The sequence below is a fragment of the Alkanindiges illinoisensis DSM 15370 genome (assembly GCF_000619845.1).
GTDB classification, from domain to species: Bacteria; Pseudomonadota; Gammaproteobacteria; order Pseudomonadales; family Moraxellaceae; genus Alkanindiges; species Alkanindiges illinoisensis.
In genome coordinates this window covers 164,384-179,664 of sequence record NZ_KK211037.1, presented here as the reverse complement: position 1 = coordinate 179,664, position 15,281 = coordinate 164,384, and the positions used below count along the sequence as shown (strand labels likewise).

Below are 15,281 nucleotides of genomic sequence, written 5' to 3'. Positions count from 1 at the left end.
CCTGTTTATTCCAACCCATTAATTGTAAGTGGCGAGTGTAATCGATCCGCCAGCATGGCACGCATCTCGGCAGGATCTTTTTGCAAAATATGCTCACCGCTGCGGGCCTCTAACTGGTTACGTGCGGCAATTTGCAGGCGGGATAGCCAGAAACGGCAAGCAGCCATGGCCAGATAAACAGGTAAGGCCTGCTGCTCATCCCGGGTTAAGGGGCGCACCTGATGATAGGCCTGAATAAATGCCTGCGCCTTTGCCAAATCCAGTACCACGCTTGGCCACTGGCTGCAAAAATCGTTCAGGCAAATGGCAATGTCCAGTAACCACTCATCATAGGCCAGTTCAGAAAAGTCCAGCAGCCCAGTCAGGGTATTGCCATCAAACAGAGTGTTATCACGGAATAAATCACCATGAATCAGGCCACAGGGACGCTCCGGATATTGCTGCTGTGCGGCTTCAAACTGCACAAAACTCTGGATTAATAATGCTTGGTCTGCTGGCGTTAAACTGGGCATGAGTTCATCACGGCTATGCTGCCACCAGACCTGTCCATGATTGTTGTCGCGGTGCAGCGGATAGGTGCGCAAGGTGAGGTGCAAACGGGCCAGTGTGCGTGCCATTCCACTCACTTGCCGCACAGTGGGTTGCATGGGCGGCTGGCCCATTAGGCGGGGTGCCAGTTGTGCAGGCTTGGTTTGGATAAAATGAATGACCTGTCCGGCCTGATCACTCAGTGGTGCAGCAACCGGCAGGCCTTGCTGTTTAAGATACTCCAGCAGCGGAATCAGCTCGTGAATGTCATTGAGGCTCATTTCCTCAAAAATGGTCAGTACCAGTTGCTGCGGCGTGTCCAAGTGCACAAAATAATTGGTGTTTTCAATTCCGGCCTGAATGGGGATAAGGCCAGTGAGCGTTAGCTGGTAATGCTGAGCCAGCTGTTGTACTTGTTCCAGTGCCACGGTGGTATAAACTGACATAAATCCCCTGCCTGCACGCTTTTGCCTGTCAAATTTGCTAGAATATAGCCGTTGAAATACAACCGCTAGAATAACGTGTTATGGCGCTATTGTGCGTGCCTGTTCATGTATTTCATCTTTCATCCACTCTCCTGCCCTGACTGGAACTTGCTATGCTGGCCAAACGTATTATTCCCTGCCTTGATGTTGATAACGGCCGTGTGGTCAAAGGTGTGCAGTTTGTGGATATCCGCGATGCCGGTGATCCGGTGGAAGTCGCGCGGCGCTACAACGAACAGGGCGCAGATGAAATTACTTTTCTGGATATTACTGCCACCCATCATGGCCGTGATACCACTTACCGTACTGTCGAGCGCATGGCCGAAAGCGTGTTTGTGCCCTTAACCGTGGGTGGTGGCGTGCGCAAGCTGGAAGACATTCGCCAGTTGCTCAATGCCGGAGCGGACAAGGTCAGCATTAACTCGGCTGCGGTATTTACCCCCGAGTTTGTGGGTGAAGCCTCGGCCCGTTTTGGTGCGCAATGCATTGTCGTGGCCATTGATGCCAAAAAAGTGGGCGACAACAAGTGGGAAATCTTTACCCATGGTGGCCGCAAGCCCACGGGCATTGATGCGGTAGAATGGTCAATTAAAATGGCAGGCTTGGGCGCTGGTGAATTACTGGTGACCAGTATGGATGCTGATGGCACCAAGGCAGGCTATGACTTGGGTCTGATGAAGCAAATTACCTCCAGCGTCAATATTCCAGTCATTGCCTCAGGTGGCGTGGGTAACTTGCAGCATTTGGCCGATGGTATTTTGCAGGGCGGTGCTGATGCCGTACTGGCTGCCAGCATTTTTCACTTTGGCCAGCACACCATTCCGGAAGCCAAGCAATATCTGGCCAATCAGGGTATTGAAATGCGGCTGTAAGGCCTAAATCAGGCTTAAAACTGACTAAAAAGCGGTGTACTGTTTCAGCCAGCATTTGAGACAGTCACCGCTTTTTTATTGATCTTTAATTTTGCAAAAGTGTTCTCAGCGTTAAGCAAAATAAAGTTCTTATTAAAAAATCTATTAAAACAATGTGATTAAAACAACGCCGTTACAGTAAGGCAGTCAGCATTTTCAGGCTCAGCAGCATCAGTAGTATGGCAAATACTTTCTTTAAAGTAGCAACTGGCAAGCGATGCGCCAGTTTTGCCCCCAGTGGCGCGGTAAAGAAACTGCATACTGACATCAGCAACACGGCAGGCCAGTAGACAAAGCCAATCGTATAGGGAATTGTGGCCAGATCAGCATCATGGTTGAGCAAATAGCCACATGCACCCGCCAGGGATATCGGCAAACCCATTGCTGCCGAGGTGCCAATGGCTTTTTTGATATCAATATTGCGCCAGCTTAAATATGGCACTGTGAGCGAACCGCCGCCAATGGACACCAGTGCTGAAATTGCACCAATCCCCGCCCCGACACCCAGCAACTCGGCACTGGACGCAGGCTTATGGCTGGGGCTGGGTTTCTTGTTTAAAAACATTTGAATGGATACATAGCCCATAAACAATGCAAAGAATATGGCAAGGTATAACGATGGAATTTGCGCAGCTATAAAGGTTGCCAGAAACGTTCCTGCAATCACTGCCGGTGCCATACGTCTGACGATGTCCCACAGCACTGCGCCGTTGGCATGATGTGCACGCATGCTGGAAAACGAGGTGGTCACAATAGTAGCCATAGAAGTACCCAGTGCCAGATGCACCACATTGTCCGGCGCAAGGCCCATGGCCAGAAAAATGGTGGTGAGTAATGGCACCATGATGCCGCCACCGCCCACACCCAGCAAGCCTGCCATAAAACCGGCAAATGCTCCCAGCCCAATAAAGGCTAAAGCCCATTCAAGTGCCATATCCATACCCGTGAATGCAAAAAGTGAATTTTACGAACTTTCGCGCAAACCTGCCAGCAGGCAAAAGCCCGCGCTTTATTTAAGCCAGAATATGGTCATGGTAAGGTCTATATTGTTCGTTGAGTCGACTGTCTTATCAGTTTTTTAACTAGGCCTCTGCCAGACCTTCACTGGCTTTTTGCAGTATATTGATTAACTCAGCAGTCATTTCTGGCGTAAAATGATAGGGGTTAAACTTATCTAATCCATAGCTTTTTAAAAAGGATGGTACTTCCTGGTCAATAGCTGCATATTTCATTTCCCACGATGAAAAGGTGACTTTTTCAATTGGCTCAAGTGATAATACCTTTAGCTCAGTATGACGCTCATCCTTTTCCAGCTTGGCATATAATGCATCAATATGTTGTTTAGTGCCTTCTAAACATTGAAAAAAATAACCATTGCCAAAATACAGCGCACCCACCAATTTATTTTTCCGGTTTTGGCGACGGGAGGTGGTTAAAATATTGATCACATTTCTATCGTAACCTTCGTTTTTGTCACTCAGCGGTGTGAAAGTTGCTTTACTCACATACGTCATACGGATCAGTTGATCTGGGGTTTGTTCACTCATCTCGATTTACCCATATAGTCCAGTCCAGACTTTCACCCTATACAGATTTTTCGACGATAGCTGATTACTTTGCAGTTTTCTAACCAAAAGATACCAATTGATAAATTTGGTGTGAGCTGGTTTGGAGAAAAGCTTATTGTTCGGGCACCCTACAGCGTACAGTACCTAGAGCATGGCCTGCTTGAAAATGGTGGCGAGCAAAAGCCTCATTTTCAAGCAGATGCGCCTCAATCAATGACTGTTATTTAAGCCTGCACCAGCCATAAGGTAATGATGGCGGTGGCAATAATGCTAATGATATTGGTGAGCCAGAATACTGTCATACTAACGCCGCGATTCTCAGGCTGGCGGGCAGTTGGCTCATGGAATTCCCCAGCATTTTCATCAGCCTGTTGCAGCAACCCAACCAGTTCAGCCGTCATTTCAGGGCTAAAGCGGTAGGGGTTAAATTTGCCCATCTGATGGGTTCTTAAAAAGGCCCGTACTTCACGGTCAATGGTGGCGTATTTCATTTCCCACGATGAAAAACTGCGTTGTTCAACTGGCTCAAGTGATAAAACCTTTAGCTCGTGATGACGTGGATCTTTTTCCAGCTTGGCATAAAGCTGGTCAATATCCTGCTGGTTGCCCTCCAGACACTGAAAAAAGCAGCCATTGCCATAATACAGCGCGCCCACCAGATTATTTTTTTTGTTCTCACGGCGGGCAGTGGTCAGGATGTCCTTCACGTCCTTGTCGATGCTGTCACCTGCTTTAAAGGGTTTAAAAGTGGCCTTACTGGCATAGACCATTCGGCTATAGTGATTTGTCATGTCATTACTCAGCTTAAGTTATTGCTTGAATTAGGTTTTCTCAGCTGCTGAGAATTATAAAAATTTACTAAAATTACCTTAGTTGTTTTGTAGTTTATCTAATTTAAATTCATTGGGTCTACGCTATATGACAGTGGTGTTTTAGTTAAAATTTAAGACATATTCCATTGATTTATATGTTAATTAACTCATGGTTATTAGCTTGATTATTTTTTAAACACCCTAATATATAAAGAACTTAATACGGATTGAGTTGCCTGAAGCGCTTGGTCAAAGTAGTAATTGCATGATGTTTTTTTCAACCAAACGAGGTTTTTCATGTCGAGTTTACCCAATGGTGATTATTATCGTCAGCTCACCCTGTTTCAGCAGGAAAAGCAGGCGTTGATTGATCGCTCTATTTGTTTAACCGAGGCTGCCAAGTATTTTGGCATAGCACCCAAGGCCTTTATTCAACAATTGCATGCCTTAAAGCTGATCTATAAACCCGCCAAACACTGGTTGGGCTATCAGGACAAGCTCAATGCCGGACTACTGGTACAGCGTCCGGTAGAATTTACCCACAGTACCGGTGAAACCGGATTTCGCTCACAAGTCCTGATTACGCCAAAAGGCATGCGCTGGCTACATCGCCATTTAATGCCCAGTATGGCCTGAGCAACAGGCCTACTGGCTTATATTTTTGTCCTACTGGTCGTTGGCCAGATCTTCCATACCGCTAGAAGGTTGGATTTTCACCTTCTCAATTTTGCGGCCATCCAGCGAAATAATTTCAAATACCAGCCCATCGCTCACTACTTTTTCTCCCTGCTCGGGCAAGTGACCCAGTTGTAGCAGCAGGTAGCCAGCCAGCGTGGAATATTGCTCGGCATCATCGACCAGATCCACATCAGTCAGCAGGGAAACACGGCGGATGTCGCTGGAACCATCAACAATCCACGAACCGTCCTCAAGCTGCACTTCGCAGTCGTCATCATCATGCTCATCGGGAAATTCACCGGCAATGGCTTCCAGAATATCAATGGGTGTGGCAATCCCTTCAATTGAGCCATATTCATTGAGGATAATGGCCATTTGCAACGGCGCCTGACGCAACTGTTCCATCAGGCTCAGTACCTTGATGTTTTCATGCACCACCAGTGGCTGACGCAAGGCCTGTTCCACCCCCAGCTTGCCGGTTTCCAGATAGTTGTTCAGCAGGTTGTGATTGAGGGCAATCCCTTCCAGATTGTCCAGATTGTCACGCGCCAGCAGCAGCCTTGAGTGATTCATGTTCATGATTTGCTGGCGAATGGATTCTTCATCTTCTTCCAGATCAATCCATTCAATATCAGGGCGCGGCGTCATGATCGACTTGACCGGACGTTCAGCAAGGCTGAGCACGCCATGAATCATGCCTTTTTCTTCCGGGGTAAACACTTCATTGGCCAGCGATTCCTTGGCCAGTACATCGGCAGTTTCACCCAATTCTACCGGTTCTACATCGGTACGCTTGCCACCCAGCAGGCGCAGGACGGCATCGGCGGTGCGCTCACGCAGGTCACTGGTGGTAATCAGGCGTTCGCGGTTGCGGCGTGCGGTCTGGTTAAAGGCTTCAATAATGACCGAGAAGCCAATTGCTGCATACAAATAGCCTTTGGGAATATGAAAGCCAAAGCCTTCGACAATTAGCGAAAAGCCAATCATCATCAAAAAGCCCAGACAAAGAATCACCACCGTTGGATGTTTGGACACAAATGTCATTAACGGTCTGGAAGCCAGCATCATGATGCCAATGGCAATGGTGACGGCAATCATCATGATGGACAAATGCTGCACCATGCCCACTGCCGTAATCACACTATCCAGCGAGAACACGGCATCCAGCACCACAATCTGGGCAATCACCACCCAGAAAGCGGCATGCACTACATTGCCTTCCTTGGGTGCCTGTCGGCCTTCCAGCCGCTCATGCAACTCCATGGTGCCCTTAAATAACAGGAACACACCGCCAAACATCAGGATCAGGTCACGCCCGGAAAAGTCGTAACCCATGATGTTAAACAGCGGTTCAGTGAGGGTGACAATCCAGGCAATGGACGCCAGCAGCACAAAGCGCATGAGTAACGCTAACCCAAGGCCAACCAGGCGTGCCTTGTTGCGTTGCTCAGGAGGTAATTTTTCGGCCAGAATGGCAATGAACACCAGGTTATCAATACCCAGCACAATTTCCAGAATGACCAGCGTGGCAAGTCCAAGCCAGGCGGACGGGTCAGAAATCCATTCAAACATCATGATGTAGCCTCCTGAATACTGTACCCAGTAGCTATCTTGTTATGGCAATCGGTAAACCCGCTGGATGACAGCGTCATGCGACAGGCCCGGCAGGAAGTAAGGAGAGATAAGTCATCAGGACTATAGGGTGCCAAGGGACAACAACCACTACTCATAAGAAAAATTTTCTGACCAAAAGTGATAGCAGTATAAAGCAGGATTTACGCCAGCTTCATTAAGTTTTTTCCGACAGGTTTCATTAAATTATGTTACCAATCATGTGAACGATAAAGCTATGTACTTATAAATCCTCAAAATTAAGTTAGGGTTAAGCTGTAGGGCTGTTTGTTGCAAGGAATCCGCTGGCCAAACTATGGGTTAATTGCCGCTGTCCTGACCACTTCCTGCCGGGCTTGGATGTCACGCCAGTCATGGACTTTCGCCTTATTTTAAGGCACTGTGGCACCCTGTTTTACCTGACGCCACTGACCCTGGAACTGACGATTCAACATGACGAAAAGCCACATGACAAAAACCGTTGCAATCATTGGAAGCGGCATGGCAGGCCTTGCTGCAGCACGCCTGATGAAAGATGCCGGCTTTGCGGTGACTATTTATGAAGCCTTGAATGGACGCGGCATGGATAGCCATACGGTAATGCTGGATGGCGGCATTATTGATGCCCCGCTACGGGTTATGAATCCCTCACTGTGGCGTAATACACTGGCTTTGGCCAGCCACATGCAGGTGCCCGTGTTCCGGGTGAATACTTTCATGTCATGTAACTGGCTGGATGGAGAAATTGACCGTTCCCCACGCCTGACGCCATGGTTTAAAAGCCAGCGTACCCGTCTGGGCAATTTGCCCACTGCGGCCAGCCTACGCTTTATTAACCGCGATACGCTCAAGCTGGTTAAGGGATTGTTGCAACTTAAAAAAGCACTCAAGCAGTTTAAGCAGCATCCCCATCAGGATATGAGTCTGGCTGAGTTTGCCAGCTTACATTCATTTGACCCGCTATTTTGGTATGGCACGGTGCTGCCTGTGGTCAACACCATTTGCACCTGTGAGCCACAACATATTGCGCGCTGGCCGGCCAAGCCTTTGCTGGCGTTTCTGGAAAAACTGCTGGATGGCGAGCCTTTGCTGCGCATGCAGGGCGGTACACCAGCGCTGGTGAATGCGTTAATCAAGGATATTCCCAGCATTAGCGGCGCTAAAGTGGAGCAAGTGCAGCAACAGGGCCAGCAGGTATTGGTGCGCAATGCACGCGGTGAACAGGGACTGTATGACTATGTGATTGTCGCCACGCCTACTACCCAACTGGATTTTGTGGATGCACAGCAGTTTGCGCCTGAGCTGGCGGTTTTAAAACAGTTTCAGTTTGATCGTGGCGAACTGGTGATTCACCGTGATACCCGCTTTATGCCTGTTCAGCGCAAAGACTGGACAGTACTCAACTACAGCATGAACCGACAGTTTAGCCAGCAAATGTTCAGTATCTGGATTAATGCCATTGAACCAACGCTGGTCGGCAAGCCGCCAGTATTTCAAACCTGGAATCCGGTATTTGAACCCGAACCCGAACTGGTGATTTCACGGGTTAAACTCACCCGGGCCATTGTGGATCAACACACCACCAGACTGGTGCGCCAGTTGCAGCAATTGCAACAGCAGCCCGGCCAGCGCGTGTTCTTTTGTGGCTCATGGTCGTGTGAAGGCCTGCCTATTCTGGAATCTGCTGTTACTTCGGCCATGTGGGTGGCCAATCAATTGGGCGTTACGGCGGCTTTTGCCGGTAAAGCGCCATTACTGGTGCAAACGCAGGGGTTGGCACGCTGACAGGCCTATCCATGAAAAACAAATTCAAACCTATCCTTGCCCAGCAGCTTAAACAATGGCTGCCCGCTTTATCACACCATCAGCTATCCCAGCACCGCTTTGCCATTGCCAGCACGCTGTTGGGTGACCCGAACCTGCTGGCATGGAGTAATCTGGGCTTTTGGCACAATACTAGTGATTATCAGGTTGCCTGTGCACAACTGGCGCAGCAAGTGGGACTGGCAGCTGGCCTGCAAGCCAATGACCATGTACTTGATCTGGGCTGTGGACAAGGCGCCAGCTTGCTCTACTGGACAAAGCAGTTTGGTATTGGGCACCTGAGCGCGTTTGAAATCCAGCCTGCCTGCATTGCACGCATACAGGCGGCAAACTTGCCACAGCTTGATGGCATTTATCAGGCCGCATTTGACCAGTTGCCGCTACCGGATCAGCGTTTAAACCATGCCTTTGATGCCATAGTTTGTGTGGATGCCGCCTACCACGCCCATTTTAGTGATTTTCTGGCCGTCAACATGGCTGCACTCAAACCACAGGGACGAATTGCCTTTACCACTTTAAGCAAAAGTAATGACTGGCCACAAGCCTCGCTTTTAAATCAAACCCTCACGCTAAAGCTGCTCAACCTGGCTTATGTGCCTGCGCAAAACCTGCTGAAAAATGATGAAATCAGAACAACCTTACAGCAAGCAGGCTTTACCGACATCCGCCTGCAAGTGCTTGACGCCGAAGTTTTTACAGGGTTTGCCCGCTATATTCAGCAGCTCGACCCGCCAGAAATTCTGACAGTGGCTGCAAAAGCAGACTGGCTTAAAATTAAAATGACTGCCCGGCTGTGTGCATTTTTGGCTAAACAGGGACTTGTTCATTATGTGCTAGTGAGTGCCCGGCTGGTTTAAAATGCTTGGCTGGTATAAGAAGCTGATTAAAAAACATTTAAAAGATAATTAACCTATTTTTTTCAGGTGGTTTTTGGGTTTAATCCTTTTTTAACTACGTTTTATTAGCAGGAAAATTAAAGCTTAACTGAGTGGAATTCGTTAATTAGATAGCAAGCTATTCACTACAGAATCATTAATTAAATGCAAACCAGCAAATGCTTAAGCGCACCATGTTACACCCAATCTATGACTCATTGACGAATCGTAGCAATACAATAAATAAAGCCCTGTAAAACGCTGCAAAAGCACGCAAAGCGCCACTCAAAACTTGCATCATTACCCGCTATCATCATGCTATAAGCCGCGCCCGTTATGGCCGTCCCTCATGGACAAGCTCTGCCATGACAAGGGGTGCCATAGAGGCACTGGGCGGGTCATTATAATCCTTATCCTTGCAAAGCTTTACTGACATGACAGTTCCGCTATAAGGAACTGGTCATTCCTATGAATGGATCACGAGAAACAATGAATCAAGCAACGTCTTCCTATCTCGGCTCAAATCCCAATACTGAGCCTTATGCCAAGCCCCATACTGGCTTATCTTCTAATACACCAACTGAAAAACCCAATGCTGAAAAACCTAGCCATGCCATGAGCATGAAAACCACCATGCCATTAGTGGCCTTGTATTGTGGCTCACGTGCTGGCAACAAGCCGGTTTACCGTGAACAGGCCATTTTACTGGCACAACAACTGGCCCAAAACAATCTGGGTGTAGTGTACGGTGGCGCCAGTATTGGCCTGATGGGTCAGGTGGCCGATACTGTGCTGGCACATGGTGGTGAAGTGGTGGGTGTAATTCCGGCATTTTTACTGCAAAACGAAATTGCCCATGCCACACTCACCGAATTGTATGTGGTGGACACCATGCACGAGCGCAAGGCCATGATGGCAGAGCGTGCCAGTGCTTTTGTTGCCTTGCCCGGTGGCCTTGGCACGTTTGAAGAAATTCTGGAAGTTGCAACCTGGGGGCAACTGGCGCAGCACAGCAAGCCCATCGTGCTGTTTAATGTGCAAAACTATTATCAGGGCCTGATTGACCAATTGGCGCATGCGGTGAATGAGGGATTTTTAAGCCCTGAACATTGTGCCAAGGTGGTGGTATGCCAGACTGTCGAGGAAGTGATGCAGGCCATCCAGCTTGCCACGCAACAACCCGGCAGCCTGCAAACCGAGCATGTGTAAGCACAGCTCAGATTTAAAATGGCATGCGCTTGGCTGGCATCAGCTTTTTTTGATTTTAGCCGCAAGCATGCGTGCCATACCGCCATAGGCCCAGCTGATCATGGCATAGCTGATTAAGAACAAAATGATCAACACAATCAGTATAATGGTAAGTCCAATGCCTGAGCTTAGGGTTTGACTTAAGAACGCCATATTTTCACCAGCCCATGCCATGAATGACAGTGCAACCAGCGTGAGCACCAGTGAACTGTCCCAGCTGATGGCCAGTGATGCCCAGAGCAGCCGCTTTTTTTCAGCGGGATTGGGCGCTCTAAATTGGTCTTTAACAAACAGTTGTCCGGTAGTAATAGCAGCAATAAAAGCCGTCAAAAACGACAGGCTACTGCCAAAATTAATAAAAAAGCTGATTGCCAATAAAATCACATTAAACAGAATATAAAGGCCAAAGTAAGCCCAGTAATATTTTTTTAAGTTCAATTGGAATTTTCCTTGAGTAGAAGGCTTGCAAAATTATGGTTGGATTCTTTTGCTGTGGTTGGACAAGCTCAGCAACCGTCGTTCGACACGGTTCCTGACTTGTGGTTCGGTAGGCTCATCAACCACCGAAGGGCGGTTCCTGAGCCTGTCGAAGGACGTTAATGCTCATCCAGAATATCAGCAAAACGCGCCTGAATGACGGCTGCCAAATCATGTGGTTTTAAACCAATATCCAGCCCGCGCCGCCCGCCACTGACATACATGATTGCCAATGACTGCGCCGAGGCATCAATCAGGGTGGTCAGGCGTTTCTTCTGGCCTACCGGACTAATGCCACCCACCAGATAGCCTGTAATGCGTTCGGCATCCTTGATATCAGCCAGATGCAGTTTTTTGCAAGCCAGTGCCTGTGCCGCTTTTTTCAGGTTCAAGGTATGGCTGACTGGCAAAATGGTGACATAAAACTGTTTGTCATCAGTCACCAGCAGGGTTTTAAACACCTGTTCCAGCGGCAGGTTGAGTTTCTGGGCGGCTTCCAGTCCAAAGTTGCTACAGGCAGGGTCGTGCTCATAGTCATGGAGACTGTAGCTGATTTTCTGCTGGTTTAGCAGGCGGCAGGCCGGAGTCATTGCTATCTCGGTTCAATCCAACACTGGGCTGATTGTACTTTAGTTTTGCAAGGGACAGCACAAGTCAGACAGCTTAGGTTTTTTAGTAAGGCTTTAAATCGAATAAAGCTTTAATTGAACCAAACTTTGTTCGATTAAAGCTTCGATCAAGCAAAACTTATCATCATACAACAGCTTGTTACAGCCCAAGGCTGCTGTAGCCTTTACACTGGGCCTAGCTGCTATGGGGACTAGTTGCTTAGGATATCGCTGCCCCTATTGTTCCTGTTTTTATTTCGTTTGATTTGAGCTGGCTTTGCTTCAGCCCGTTGCCTGTGAGGTAGCTTGTGGCCAATTCTATTCCTGCTGCGTCTTCGCGTCAGCCAGTGCAGTCGCCGATCAAGGTTGATCCTGATTATAAAACCCTGCTGTGGCTGGTGGCGCTGGGCTTTTTTATGCAGTCGCTGGATTCCACCATTGTAAATACCGCCCTGCCCAGCATTGCGCATAATCTGGGAGAAAGTCCGCTGCAAATGCAATCGGTGGTGGTGGCCTATGTGCTGTCGGTGGCCGCAGTGATTCCGGCCAGTGGCTGGCTGGCAGACCGCATTGGCATCCGCTATGCCTTTTTGGGTGCCATTGTGATTTTTTCACTGGCATCGTTATTTTGTGCCCTGTCGCAAAGCCTTAACCAGCTGATTGCAGCACGGGTATTGCAGGGCGTGGGCGGTGCCATGCTGCTGCCGGTTGGGCGATTGGCAATTTTGCGGATTGTACCGCGTGCCCAGTTTCTGGCAGCCATGAGCTTTATTACCATTCCGGGTTTGATTGGCCCATTGGTTGGTCCGGCACTGGGCGGCTGGCTGGTGGAAGTGGCCAGCTGGCACTGGATTTTCTTGATTAACCTGCCCATTGGCATTATTGGGGCGCTGTTAACCCTGCGCGTGATGCCAGTATTAAAAAATCCGGCTGTTCCCAGCTTTGATTTAAGTGGCTATGTATTGCTGGTGGTGGGCATGGTGTGTTTGTCGCTGGCGCTTGATGGCCTGTCCGATCATAGTATGGTTGCAGTCATGCTGATTTTGCTGATCATGGGCATTGCCGCAGTGGTGGGTTATGGTTTTCATGCGCACAAACACAGCAATGCCTTGTTTCGGGCCGACCTATTTCAAAACCGCACCTTTAGTATTGGTATTTTTGGCAACCTGTTTGCCCGGCTTGGCGGCGGTTCGATTCCTTTTTTAATGCCGCTGATGCTGCAACTGGCGCTGGGCTATAGCCCGGTAGAAGCTGGCCTGATGATGATGCCCCTGATTCTGGGTGCCATGACGGTCAAGCGGATTATCACGCCTTTAATCCAGCGCATTGGCTACCGGCGCGTGCTGGTGAGCAATACTTTAATTGTGGGTCTGGGCATTGCCAGTTTTGCGCTGATTCCTGCCGACCAGCCCACCTGGTTAAAAGCCATTCATTTCTTTGTGTTTGGCATGTTTAATTCGGTGCAATTTACCGCCATGAATACCCTCACCTTAAAAGATTTGGAACAGCGCCATGCCAGTAGCGGCAACAGCCTGCTCTCAATGATCATGATGCTGTCCATGAGTTTAGGGGTGGCAGCAGCCGGGGCAATCCTGTCCGGGTTTACGGCGCATTATCAGACCTTGCATAATCAAACCCAGGTGCTGAGTGCTTTCCATGCCACGTTTATTTGCATGGGTGCCATGACCATGGCTGCCACCTGGATTTTCTGGCAACTTGAGCCGGAAGACAAACAATGCAAACGACAGGAACAGGCGGAAGTGGGCCTACCTGAATCATCCTAAACCAGCATCACAAGGTTTACAGGCTTAACGCAACGCGCCAATATAATGGTGCGGCACTTCCTGCTGTGCATATTTGTCTTCAATCCCGGCAGACAACTGCACGCTTGAGGCACTGCTTCCCTGTTCAGTAGCGCGACTCACTCTCTCCTGTAATACAGGAATGCCAGTGACCGCAGCTGGCACAAACCGCTCAAGACGCTGGATTAATCCTGCCATGTCGGCATCGGCATCAGTTCGCGCCAGCCGCAGGATTTCCTGGGCATAATCCGGGTTCTGGGTCATATACACACTGTCAATCACCCGCCCCTGCTGACGGCGCAAGCGCACATATAACTGGCTGGCCAATGAAAAAAATTCCGCATTCACATAATCATTGTGCCCAAAACTGTTTTTCACTCTATTGTTTCCTCAAGCATGGCTGGCATTAAAAGGCTTACCGGGCCGCAAAACCGGGTGACCCCTTTTTCCTTATTGAACTTATTACCCTGAAGCAATAAGTAAGCCAAACTTAAGCAGGATTTTGTGACCTGATTTTCATTAAGAGTTTTAATCTATTATTAATTAACTATTTGTTTAATATATCTATTACTCAAAAATATTTAATTTGATAGATAAACCACAGAAAACTGTTGCACCAGAATCAAGCCTTTTTGTGAAAGCCATCGCAAAATGCCCTTATTTGTTCTAGGCGTTTTGGATCATTTGCTGAAATGTTTCTTTAAGCTTTATATAACGAGGATGGACTTTAGCTTCATCCCACTTGGCCTTAAAAATCTGTGCAGCGGCTGCCTTGACTGGGTCTTCCGGCGTGCGCGGCAATTCATCACGGCCATGAGCACCACTTAAGCCTTTTTTGTCATCCGGCACCGGGCCATCATATTTTTTACCGCCTTTATGGTTGGCATAACGCCGCGCCCGGGTATAGCCCATTTGCAGGAATTTGCGCGCCATGTCGGCCCCAACAAAGTCATCATTGTCCAGATAATTTAAAAACAACTCAAAAATCTTTTCACTGCTAAGCCGCGCCTTGTCCGCATCGGCAAAGCGCCAGTGCGGCAAAATCTCTGACTTATATGGTTCCACCAGCAACACGCCCTGCTCACCCCGTCCCACCCGGTACAGTTCAGGATGCTGGCGAAAATCAATTTGCTTAAAGTCCAGACTGTAATCAAAGCTGTTTGAGTGTACCCGTGCAGCACGGTGCGGCACGTGACTTGTGGCGGATTTGGCAGCTTGTACAGTGCTGACTGACCTTTTGGCCTGCATTATGGGCGATCTCCCGGAAATACTGGATGTTCACTAAGTTGATTGTGACGCAATTCATGCAGGCGGCTGTACGGGCTTGGTTGAAATTGGGCAACTGGCTGGTGATATTTTTTTACACTTCGGCTCGCAATTCCTGAATTGATTTTGCAGGCTGTCACAAGAACGTCATACGTCTTTGTTAAAAATAAAGCTCAAAAAAACCCTGCAATTGTTAAAGAGGTGAATCATGAGTATTGATGTATCCAGCCATTTGGCCAAGGCTGAAAATCCGGAAGTATACCGGGAAAGACTGTATAAGCTACAAGTCCGCTGTGTGCAGGAAATCCGTATACTTAACAAAAAGCTGAATGAATTTCATCAGCAGGCATCCCGCCATACGCTGCAGCAGCGCATTCAGGAATTGCAGCAACGCCAGAAATTTTATCAGGCGCAATTAACCAGTCTTACCACTTGTGCCCTGGCCTAGTGCGTAAGCTGGTGTTTAAATAAAATGACACTAAGCAATTAAAAAACTGGCTAATTTTTATCGATTACTACACGCGATAATCAGATTCAGATTAAAACCCCAAACTCATTTTTCTATATCCCTTTTGGGATTTTTTCATT

General features: G+C 48.4%; 17 protein-coding genes. 8 read left to right on the top strand and 9 right to left on the bottom strand.

Annotated features, from left to right (window positions below; all coding sequences use genetic code 11):
* Positions 1–5: 5 nt before the first annotated feature.
* On the bottom strand, positions 6–974 hold the full coding sequence (locus Q337_RS0115085; protein ID WP_026472294.1) for a homoserine kinase: 969 nt from the start codon (positions 972–974) through the stop codon (positions 6–8).
* A 152-nt stretch (positions 975–1,126) separates the two neighbouring features.
* On the opposite strand from Q337_RS0115085, the gene hisF reads away from it, so the two are divergent.
* A complete protein-coding gene (gene hisF, locus Q337_RS0115080; protein ID WP_026472293.1) occupies positions 1,127–1,885 on the top strand; it encodes an imidazole glycerol phosphate synthase subunit HisF in 759 nt (252 codons plus the stop codon).
* A gap of 172 nt (positions 1,886–2,057) precedes the next feature.
* On the opposite strand, the gene Q337_RS0115075 is transcribed toward hisF, so the two are convergent.
* The gene (locus Q337_RS0115075) at positions 2,058–2,864 is read right to left on the bottom strand and encodes a sulfite exporter TauE/SafE family protein (protein ID WP_228133147.1); all 807 of its coding nucleotides are present in this window, start codon (positions 2,862–2,864) and stop codon (positions 2,058–2,060) included.
* Positions 2,865–3,006: 142 nt separating this feature from the next.
* Complete coding sequence (locus Q337_RS0115070) at positions 3,007–3,471, bottom strand: BLUF domain-containing protein (RefSeq protein ID WP_034280624.1); 465 nt, start codon at positions 3,469–3,471, stop codon at positions 3,007–3,009.
* Between the two features lie 69 nt (positions 3,472–3,540).
* On the opposite strand from Q337_RS0115070, the gene Q337_RS0115065 reads away from it, so the two are divergent.
* Positions 3,541–3,720 (top strand): hypothetical protein, encoded by a 180-nt coding sequence (locus tag Q337_RS0115065; protein ID WP_026472290.1) that lies wholly within the window; start codon positions 3,541–3,543, stop codon positions 3,718–3,720.
* Here the strand turns inward: Q337_RS0115065 and Q337_RS18035 are convergent.
* A complete protein-coding gene (locus tag Q337_RS18035) occupies positions 3,717–4,283 on the bottom strand; it encodes a BLUF domain-containing protein (protein WP_084494889.1) in 567 nt (188 codons plus the stop codon). The genes Q337_RS0115065 and Q337_RS18035 overlap by 4 nt on opposite strands.
* A gap of 318 nt (positions 4,284–4,601) precedes the next feature.
* Here Q337_RS18035 and Q337_RS0115055 point away from each other — a divergent pair, with 318 nt between their 5' ends.
* Positions 4,602–4,940 (top strand): phage antirepressor KilAC domain-containing protein, encoded by a 339-nt coding sequence (locus Q337_RS0115055; RefSeq protein WP_026472289.1) that lies wholly within the window; start codon positions 4,602–4,604, stop codon positions 4,938–4,940.
* A 30-nt stretch (positions 4,941–4,970) separates the two neighbouring features.
* Here Q337_RS0115055 and Q337_RS0115050 read toward each other — a convergent pair whose 3' ends face one another.
* Positions 4,971–6,557, bottom strand: a complete 1,587-nt coding sequence (locus Q337_RS0115050) for a TerC family protein (protein ID WP_026472288.1) — start codon at positions 6,555–6,557, stop codon at positions 4,971–4,973.
* A gap of 504 nt (positions 6,558–7,061) precedes the next feature.
* On the opposite strand from Q337_RS0115050, the gene Q337_RS18030 reads away from it, so the two are divergent.
* The 3 genes from Q337_RS18030 (at position 7,062) to Q337_RS0115035 (ending at position 10,501) form a co-directional block, all read left to right on the top strand.
* Positions 7,062–8,378, top strand: coding sequence for an FAD-dependent oxidoreductase (locus Q337_RS18030; protein ID WP_169733775.1), 1,317 nt, complete (start codon positions 7,062–7,064; stop codon positions 8,376–8,378).
* Positions 8,379–8,389: 11 nt separating this feature from the next.
* Positions 8,390–9,274: a class I SAM-dependent methyltransferase gene (locus tag Q337_RS0115040; RefSeq protein WP_084494887.1), complete on the top strand. Its 885-nt coding sequence runs from the start codon at positions 8,390–8,392 to the stop codon at positions 9,272–9,274.
* A 633-nt stretch (positions 9,275–9,907) separates the two neighbouring features.
* The gene (locus Q337_RS0115035; RefSeq protein ID WP_026472286.1) at positions 9,908–10,501 is read left to right on the top strand and encodes an LOG family protein; all 594 of its coding nucleotides are present in this window, start codon (positions 9,908–9,910) and stop codon (positions 10,499–10,501) included.
* Positions 10,502–10,540: 39 nt separating this feature from the next.
* Here Q337_RS0115035 and Q337_RS0115030 read toward each other — a convergent pair whose 3' ends face one another.
* Both Q337_RS0115030 and ybaK read right to left on the bottom strand, forming a co-directional pair.
* Positions 10,541–10,978, bottom strand: coding sequence for an ABZJ_00895 family protein (locus Q337_RS0115030; protein WP_026472285.1), 438 nt, complete (start codon positions 10,976–10,978; stop codon positions 10,541–10,543).
* Positions 10,979–11,136: 158 nt separating this feature from the next.
* The gene (gene ybaK / locus Q337_RS0115025) at positions 11,137–11,607 is read right to left on the bottom strand and encodes a Cys-tRNA(Pro) deacylase (protein ID WP_026472284.1); all 471 of its coding nucleotides are present in this window, start codon (positions 11,605–11,607) and stop codon (positions 11,137–11,139) included.
* A gap of 326 nt (positions 11,608–11,933) precedes the next feature.
* On the opposite strand from ybaK, the gene mdtD reads away from it, so the two are divergent.
* Positions 11,934–13,409 (top strand): multidrug transporter subunit MdtD, encoded by a 1,476-nt coding sequence (gene mdtD, locus Q337_RS0115020; RefSeq protein ID WP_407636789.1) that lies wholly within the window; start codon positions 11,934–11,936, stop codon positions 13,407–13,409.
* Positions 13,410–13,433: 24 nt separating this feature from the next.
* Here the strand turns inward: mdtD and Q337_RS0115015 are convergent, their stop codons facing one another.
* Positions 13,434–13,805, bottom strand: coding sequence for a hypothetical protein (locus Q337_RS0115015; protein WP_026472282.1), 372 nt, complete (start codon positions 13,803–13,805; stop codon positions 13,434–13,436).
* 288 nt (positions 13,806–14,093) lie between these two features.
* Complete coding sequence (locus Q337_RS0115010; protein WP_051526937.1) at positions 14,094–14,675, bottom strand: DUF4385 domain-containing protein; 582 nt, start codon at positions 14,673–14,675, stop codon at positions 14,094–14,096.
* Positions 14,676–14,901: 226 nt separating this feature from the next.
* Between Q337_RS0115010 and Q337_RS0115005 the strand changes: the two genes are divergently transcribed.
* Positions 14,902–15,141, top strand: a complete 240-nt coding sequence (locus Q337_RS0115005) for a hypothetical protein (protein ID WP_026472280.1) — start codon at positions 14,902–14,904, stop codon at positions 15,139–15,141.
* Positions 15,142–15,281: the final 140 nt, after the last annotated feature.

Bases quoted from the DNA above. Each gene is read 5' to 3' on its own strand.
- Q337_RS0115085 (WP_026472294.1), bottom strand. From the start codon at position 974: ATGTCAGTTTATACCACCGTGGCACTGGAACAAGTACAACAGCTGGCT.
- hisF (WP_026472293.1), top strand. From the start codon at position 1,127: ATGCTGGCCAAACGTATTATTCCCTGCCTTGATGTTGATAACGGCCGT.
- Q337_RS0115075 (WP_228133147.1), bottom strand. From the start codon at position 2,864: ATGGATATGGCACTTGAATGGGCTTTAGCCTTTATTGGGCTGGGAGCA.
- Q337_RS0115070 (WP_034280624.1), bottom strand. From the start codon at position 3,471: ATGAGTGAACAAACCCCAGATCAACTGATCCGTATGACGTATGTGAGT.
- Q337_RS18035 (WP_084494889.1), bottom strand. From the start codon at position 4,283: ATGACAAATCACTATAGCCGAATGGTCTATGCCAGTAAGGCCACTTTT.
- Q337_RS0115055 (WP_026472289.1), top strand. From the start codon at position 4,602: ATGTCGAGTTTACCCAATGGTGATTATTATCGTCAGCTCACCCTGTTT.
- Q337_RS0115050 (WP_026472288.1), bottom strand. From the start codon at position 6,557: ATGATGTTTGAATGGATTTCTGACCCGTCCGCCTGGCTTGGACTTGCC.
- Q337_RS18030 (WP_169733775.1), top strand. From the start codon at position 7,062: ATGACAAAAACCGTTGCAATCATTGGAAGCGGCATGGCAGGCCTTGCT.
- Q337_RS0115040 (WP_084494887.1), top strand. From the start codon at position 8,390: ATGAAAAACAAATTCAAACCTATCCTTGCCCAGCAGCTTAAACAATGG.
- Q337_RS0115035 (WP_026472286.1), top strand. From the start codon at position 9,908: ATGAGCATGAAAACCACCATGCCATTAGTGGCCTTGTATTGTGGCTCA.
- ybaK (WP_026472284.1), bottom strand. From the start codon at position 11,607: ATGACTCCGGCCTGCCGCCTGCTAAACCAGCAGAAAATCAGCTACAGT.
- Q337_RS0115010 (WP_051526937.1), bottom strand. From the start codon at position 14,675: ATGCAGGCCAAAAGGTCAGTCAGCACTGTACAAGCTGCCAAATCCGCC.
- Q337_RS0115005 (WP_026472280.1), top strand. From the start codon at position 14,902: ATGAGTATTGATGTATCCAGCCATTTGGCCAAGGCTGAAAATCCGGAA.